Annotated in this window: 7 protein-coding genes; 4 read left to right on the top strand and 3 right to left on the bottom strand. The window is 62.8% G+C overall.

Going from position 1 to position 6,843, the window contains the following annotated elements; all coding sequences use genetic code 11:
* Positions 1-154 precede the first annotated feature (154 nt).
* Both ccoM and NUV89_RS26360 read right to left on the bottom strand, forming a co-directional pair.
* Positions 155-268, bottom strand: coding sequence for a cytochrome c oxidase subunit CcoM (gene ccoM / locus NUV89_RS29840; protein WP_017735918.1), 114 nt, complete (start codon positions 266-268; stop codon positions 155-157).
* 143 nt (positions 269-411) lie between these two features.
* Complete coding sequence (locus NUV89_RS26360) at positions 412-573, bottom strand: hypothetical protein (protein ID WP_003172386.1); 162 nt, start codon at positions 571-573, stop codon at positions 412-414.
* A 131-nt stretch (positions 574-704) separates the two neighbouring features.
* On the opposite strand from NUV89_RS26360, the gene NUV89_RS26355 reads away from it, so the two are divergent.
* The 3 genes from NUV89_RS26355 to NUV89_RS26345 all read left to right on the top strand — a co-directional run bounded on the left by NUV89_RS26355 (position 705) and on the right by NUV89_RS26345 (position 3,311).
* Entirely contained in the window at positions 705-1,571 is an 867-nt protein-coding gene (locus NUV89_RS26355; protein ID WP_257783626.1) for a LysR substrate-binding domain-containing protein, read from the top strand.
* Between the two features lie 91 nt (positions 1,572-1,662).
* Entirely contained in the window at positions 1,663-2,133 is a 471-nt protein-coding gene (locus tag NUV89_RS26350) for a RidA family protein (RefSeq protein ID WP_257783625.1), read from the top strand.
* Positions 2,130-3,311 carry an aminotransferase class V-fold PLP-dependent enzyme gene (locus tag NUV89_RS26345; protein ID WP_257783624.1) on the top strand — a complete coding sequence of 394 codons (1,182 nt, stop codon included), beginning with the start codon at positions 2,130-2,132 and terminating at the stop codon, positions 3,309-3,311. The genes NUV89_RS26350 and NUV89_RS26345 overlap by 4 nt, the downstream gene beginning before the upstream one ends.
* On the opposite strand, the gene NUV89_RS26340 is transcribed toward NUV89_RS26345, so the two are convergent.
* Positions 3,308-3,649 (bottom strand): aspartate-semialdehyde dehydrogenase, encoded by a 342-nt coding sequence (locus NUV89_RS26340; protein WP_257783623.1) that lies wholly within the window; start codon positions 3,647-3,649, stop codon positions 3,308-3,310. The two genes, NUV89_RS26345 and NUV89_RS26340, sit on opposite strands and share 4 nt — an antisense overlap.
* Positions 3,650-3,869: 220 nt before the next feature.
* Here NUV89_RS26340 and rapA point away from each other — a divergent pair, with 220 nt between their 5' ends.
* Positions 3,870-6,716, top strand: coding sequence for an RNA polymerase-associated protein RapA (gene rapA / locus NUV89_RS26335; protein WP_257783622.1), 2,847 nt, complete (start codon positions 3,870-3,872; stop codon positions 6,714-6,716).
* Positions 6,717-6,843 lie beyond the last annotated feature (127 nt).

Genomic DNA, 6,843 nt, shown 5'->3' with positions numbered 1-6,843 from the left:
TACGCAAGCTGATACTCCGCATTCGCGAGCAAGCCCGCTCCCACACAAGCCCACTCCCACAGAAGACCAGTGGTGTTAGTTAAATTGCGGGCAAAAAAAAAGGGCGACCGAAGTCGCCCAAAATGCCTTGCGTGCTCATGTCATCCAGAAAGACTTATTTTTTCCGCTTATTCGCGTCTTTCCAGATAAAAAAACCAAACCCTACAAAAAACAGCACCATGAGGCTAACAGTCAGCACTCCGGCAAACACCACATTATCGAAAAACATGACCGGCCTCCTGCACTTGCCCTGTTGCGATAGGGCTAAGTTAATCGAGAAGGCGGATTGGAAAATTGACGGGGATCAATGTCGCCCACAACGGGGCGTAAAGAAGGGTAATAACTGACCTGCATCAACAGATGCAGGCTGTTTCAACGCTTTTTCGGTTTGTTCTTGGGTTTCTTCTTGGCCTTGCCCAATGGCATGGCCTGCTCGAAGGCCTGGCGTACTTCGTTCAGGCGCTTGTCGTTGAGGTCATGCACGCGCTTGGCACGTTCGGCGTTCAGGTCGATCAGCTTGTCGTCATCACTCATGGCTTGGCTTACGTTGTGGCGGGAATGCCTCAATAATGCGGCCTGCCCCGCCCGACGGCAAATCAGCGGGCGACAAAATGCAGGCCTTCGCCCAAAATCGGCCCTTCCCTCAGGCAACGGAGCGTATTCAAGTGGCACTGCACAAGGACCTTCCGCCCTTGCTGGCCCTGCGTGCCTTTGAGGCCGTGGCGCGGCACTTGAGTTTTATCAAGGCGGCGCGTGAATTGTCGGTGACCCAAAGCGCACTGAGCCATCAAGTGCAAAAACTTGAGCAGCACCTGGGCAAACCGCTGTTTATCCGACGCACCCGGGCGATTGATCTGACGGCCGACGGCCAACGCTACTACGACGAGATCCGCCCTGCCCTCGACGCCATCGCGGCCGCCACCCGCACCCAGCGCGCCGCGCCCAGCACCACGGTGTTGCGCATCGGCCTGCTGGCCTCCTTCGCCACCTTATGGCTGGCGCCGCGTTTGGCCGACTTCCTGAATCGCTACCCGCATATCCAGGTGGAGTTGTTACCGGCGATTCAACTGGCTGACGTCGCCGCCGCCGAAGTGGACCTGGCGATACGTTATGGCAAGGGCGACTGGCCCGACGTACAGGCCACACGCCTGATGGCGGAAGTGATCTCACCGGTGTGCAGCCCGGCGTTCAAGGCCGAGCGTGACAGCCCGCTATTGATGGCCACATCCCACCGGCCATTCGAATGGACCGATTGGTCCGCGCACTACCACGTCGATCTCGCCAGCCACCCCCGGGTGATGCTGCACGACTACAACATCGTGGTCGAAGCCGCCGTGGCCGGCCAGGGCATCGCCATGGGCCGCCACCGCTTGATCGAGCGTCGGCTCAAGGACGGCAGCCTGGTGCCAGCCTTCGACTGGCCGCCGTATCACAGTGACATCGGCTACTGGCTGATCGCCCCCCAAGGCCCCGCCAGCGCGGCGGCGGAATGTTTCAGCCAATGGCTGAAGGACGCTTGCCACGACGCGTGAGTTTTTTCGATGCGTCGGGTGAGATCTATCCGTTTGTCGCCGTCCGACCGGGCCGACATGCTCTAGCCTCTTTTACCCATGAGGATTGACCATGAGCGACTCCCTGCGCCAACGCGTGCAAGCCCTCGGCCTCACCCTGCCGACACCCAGCCAGCCGGCCGCCAACTACATCAACTATGTGACCAGCGCGAACCAGCTGTTCGTCTCCGGGCAGATTCCGCTGGTGGAAGGCCAACCGGCCTACACTGGGCGACTGGGCGAATCCCTCAGCGATGATGAAGGCACCCGGGCCGCCGAACTGGCAGCGCTGGGCCTGCTGGGGCAATTGAGCCATGCGCTGGGGGATGACCTGTCGCGTCTGGTGCGCACGGTGCGCCTGGGTGTGTTTATCGCCAGCAGCGGCGAATTCACGAACCAGAGCGCAGTCGCCAACGGTGCGTCGAACCTGCTGGTGAATGCCCTCGGCGACAAGGGTCGGCATGTGCGCACCGCCGTCGGGGTAGCCAGCCTGCCCGCCGGTGTCGCGGTGGAGGTTGACGGGATTTTCGAGCTGCAACCATGAGCCTGCTCGACACCCAGGCACTGCGCGACGCCACACCCGGCTGCCAATCCGGCATCGTGCATTTCAACCATGCCGGCGCCTCGCTGCCTAGCCAGGCCACCCTGGAGGCGATCATCGCGCAACTGCACCGCGAAGCCCGTGACGGCCCCATGGAGGCCGGCGAGCATGGCGCCCTGCTGCTGGAAAACGCCCGCCGCGCCGCCGCGCAATTGCTCAACGCACCCGCCTCGTCCATCGCCTTTACCAGCAGCGGCTCGGCGGCCTGGAACATGGCGTTCCAGGCGCTGGCCCCTTGGCAGCCGGGAGACCGCATCCTGGTGGGCCGCCATGAATGGGGCGGCAATTTGGCGAGCATGCAGCTTGCGGTGCAAGCCGGCGCCCGCGTGGAAGTCATCCCCTGCGATGCAACCGGCGCAGTGTGCCCGCTGGCGCTGGAGGCGATGATCGACGCCAATGTGAAGCTGATCGACCTCACCTGGCTACCGGCCAATGGTGGCCTGATAAACCCGGCCCAAGCCATCGGCGAGGTCGCCAGAAAACACGCTATCCCTTATTTCATCGACGCCGGCCAAGCCGTCGGCCAAGTGCCGGTGGATGTGCAGGCGCTGCACTGCGACGTGCTCAAATCCGCCGGCCGCAAGCATCTGCGCGGGCCGCGCGGTACCGCGTTGCTGTATGTGCGGCCGGCGTTCCTGGCGCAGTTGAACCCGGCCCAGCGCGATGTGTTTTCGGCGCCGTGGACGGCCGACGGGTTCGACCTGCGCAACGACGCCCGCCGCTTTGAAACCAGCGAAGTGTCCTACGCCTTATTGGCGGGATTGGGCAATGCGTTGCAGGAGATAAATCGCCTGGGCATCGAGCAGGTGTGGGAAACCATCAGGCAGACCAGCCAGCAGATTCGGCAAGCGCTGTATCAGGTCCCAGGCATTTGCCTGCATGACTTGGGCACCCGCCAATCGGGCCTGATCGCCTTCAACCTGGCCGGTTGGGACGCCTTTGAGCTCAAGCGGCGGCTGGGCTTGCAGCGCATCAATATCGGCGCCAACGGCGTGGCCTACACCCCGCTGGATATGCAGGCGCGTGGCCTGGCCAGTGTGGCGCGGATTTCCGTCAGCGCGCTCAATAACGCGGATGACAGCGAGCGGCTGCTGGCCGCCCTGGGGGAATTGCGCGGCTAGACTTCGACGTCCACCCACAAACCCTGGCGCGGCGCATCTTCAATCAGCGGTATCACCGGCACGGTATTGTCGGCGTTGAGCACATCCCCCGGGATCGCCAGGTGGTGCTCGGGGTCCTCATCAGCTTCACGCCGGCGTTTCTGCTGCTCTTGCTGGCGGCGCTGTTCTTCGCGCAGCAGCAGGGTCGATTGTTCGGCGTCGCGGTTTTTCAGGTCGATCGTGCTTTCATTGGAGCCCGGTTGTACTGGCACCACGGGCGGGATATCCGGCTTCTGGCGCACCGGATCGAGTTGTGACGTGACCGGCACAACGCTCACGGGCAGCATGGGTGGCAGCATAAGGTTTATTCTCCTGATCGTCAGGCTGTCGGCACGCCGCCATGCGACTTGAGCGCGCACTCGCCAAGCTGTGACCCAATCGACATTCCCAAGTGCCCGCCACCCGTCGATCCGACTTCCGCAGCACCACGCAAACGGAGTAGTTTTTGTCAGGAGTCCTTTGGCTGAGGGCCGTGTTCCGTTAAGATAGTCGGCTTTTTCACGGCGGGAGTCAGGCAGCATGGCGCAGCAGTATCAACCGGGGCAACGCTGGATTAGTGACAGCGAAGCAGAGCTGGGGTTAGGCACCGTTCTGGCACAGGACGGCCGCTTGTTGACCGTGCTCTATCCGGCCACTGGCGACACCCGCCAGTATGCGCTACGGAATGCGCCCCTCACCCGCGTGCGGTTCTCGCCGGGTGACAGCATCACCCATTTCGAAGGCTGGAAAATGACCGTACAGGAAGTCGACGACGTCGACGGCCTGCTGGTCTACCACGGCCTCAATGGGCAGAACGAGCAGGTCACCCTGCCGGAAACCCAACTGTCCAACTTCATCCAGTTCCGCCTGGCCAGCGACCGTCTGTTCGCCGGGCAAATCGACCCGCTGGCGTGGTTCTCGCTGCGCTACCACACCCTGGAACACACCAGCCGCCAGTTGCAGTCCGCCCTGTGGGGCCTGGGTGGCGTGCGTGCGCAACCAATTGCCCACCAATTGCACATTGCCCGTGAAGTCGCTGACCGTATCGCGCCACGGGTATTGCTGGCCGACGAAGTAGGCCTGGGCAAGACCATCGAAGCCGGCCTGGTGATCCATCGCCAACTGCTGTCGGGCCGCGCCAACCGCGTGCTGATCCTGGTCCCGGAAAACCTGCAGCACCAGTGGCTGGTGGAAATGCGCCGCCGCTTCAACCTGCAGGTTGCGCTGTTCGACGAAGAACGCTTTATCGAAAGCGATGCCGCCAACCCGTTCGAAGACACCCAGCTTGCCCTGGTGGCGCTGGAATGGCTGGTGGACGACGAGAAAGCCCAGGACGCACTGTTCGCCGCCGGCTGGGACTTGCTAGTGGTCGACGAAGCCCACCACCTGGTCTGGCACGAAGAGAAAGCCAGCCCGGAATACGCACTGGTCGAACAACTGGCCGAAGTGATCCCTGGCGTACTGCTGCTCACCGCCACCCCGGAACAACTGGGCCAGGACAGCCACTTCGCGCGCCTGCGCCTGTTGGACCCGAACCGCTTCCACGACCTGAAAGCCTTCCGCGCCGAGAGCGAAAACTATCGCCCGGTGGCCGAAGCCGTGCAGGAACTGATGGACAAGGGTCGCCTGTCGCCCAAAGCGCACAAAACCATCCAGGGTTTCCTCGGTGACGAAGGCGAAGCCCTGCTCACCGCCGTCAACGATGGCGACACCGAAGCCAGCGCACGCCTGGTGCGTGAGCTGCTCGACCGCCACGGCACCGGCCGCGTGCTGTTCCGCAACACCCGCGCCGCCGTGCAGGGTTTCCCGGAGCGCAAGCTGCACGCCTACCCGCTGGCCAACCCGGACGAATACCTCGAACTGCCGCTGGGCGAGCACGCCGAGCTGTACCCGGAAGTCAGCTTCCAGGCCCAACCGGACATTGAGGAAGAACACCGCTGGTGGCGCTTCGACCCGCGTGTCGAGTGGCTGATCGACCAGCTGAAAATGCTCAAGCGCACCAAGGTCCTGGTGATCTGCGCCCACGCCGAAACCGCCATGGACCTGGAAGACGCCCTGCGCGTGCGTTCCGGTATTCCGGCCACGGTGTTCCACGAGGGCATGAACATCCTCGAACGTGACCGTGCCGCCGCCTACTTCGCCGATGAAGAGTTCGGCGCCCAGGTGCTGATCTGCTCCGAGATCGGCAGTGAAGGCCGCAACTTCCAGTTCTCCCACCACCTGGTGCTGTTCGACCTGCCGTCCCACCCCGATCTGCTGGAACAGCGCATCGGTCGTCTGGACCGGATCGGCCAGAAACACGTGATCGAACTGCACGTGCCGTACCTGGAAACCAGCCCGCAAGAGCGCCTGTTCCAGTGGTACAACGAAGCGCTGAATGCCTTCCTCAACACCTGCCCGACCGGCAACGCCTTGCAGCACCAGTTCGGCCCACGCCTGCTGCCGCTGCTGGAAGCTGCCGACGATGGCGAGTGGCAAGCCCTGATCGACGAGGCCCGCACCGAACGCGAGCGCCTGGAGCAAGAGCTGCACACCGGTCGCGACCGCCTGCTGGAACTCAACTCCGGCGGCGCCGGTGAAGGTGATGCACTGGTCGAGGACATCCTCGAGCAAGACGATCAGTTCGCCCTGCCGATCTATATGGAAACCCTGTTCGACGCCTTTGGCATCGACAGCGAAGACCATTCGGAAAATGCCCTGATCCTCAAGCCGAGCGAAAAAATGCTCGACGCCAGCTTCCCCTTGGGCGACGACGAAGGTGTGACCATCACCTACGACCGCAACCAGGCACTGTCGCGCGAAGACATGCAGTTCATCACCTGGGAACACCCGATGGTGCAGGGCGGCATGGACCTGGTGCTGTCCGGCTCGATGGGCAACACCGCCGTGGCGCTGATCAAGAACAAGGCGCTCAAGCCGGGCACCGTGTTGCTGGAACTGCTCTACGTCAGCGAAGTGGTGGCACCGCGCGCCCTGCAACTGGGGCGTTACCTGCCGCCGGCGGCCCTGCGCTGCCTGCTGGATGCCAATGGCAACGACCTGTCGGGCCGTGTGTCGTTCGTGACCCTCAACGACCAGCTGGAAAGCGTGCCACGGGCCAGCGCCAACAAGTTCATCCAGGCCCAGCGCGACCAGCTGACGCCACGGATCAACGCCGGTGAAGAAAAAATCACCCCGCAACATGCCGAGCGCGTGGCCGAGGCCAAGCGTCGCCTGGCAGCGGACACCGACGAAGAACTGGCGCGGTTGACCGCGTTGCAGGCGGTGAACCCTACCGTACGCGACAGTGAGTTGGTGGCGTTGCGTAACCAGCGTGAGCAGGGGTTGGCGATGCTGGATAAGGCCGCGTTGCGACTGGAAGCGATTCGAGTGCTGGTCGCCGGCTAAACAAGAAGGCCCGCGCAATGCGGGCCTTTTTTATTTGCCTTTTGGGCCTCTTCGCGAGCAAGCCCGCTCCCACATTTGATTGCATTTCAACTGGAGAAACTCAGTCAAATGGTGTCTCTTTTTAACA

This window comes from Pseudomonas sp. 18.1.10 (genome assembly GCF_024655625.1).
Taxonomy (GTDB): domain Bacteria; phylum Pseudomonadota; class Gammaproteobacteria; order Pseudomonadales; family Pseudomonadaceae; genus Aquipseudomonas.
This window is presented reverse-complemented; position numbering and strand designations above follow the sequence as displayed.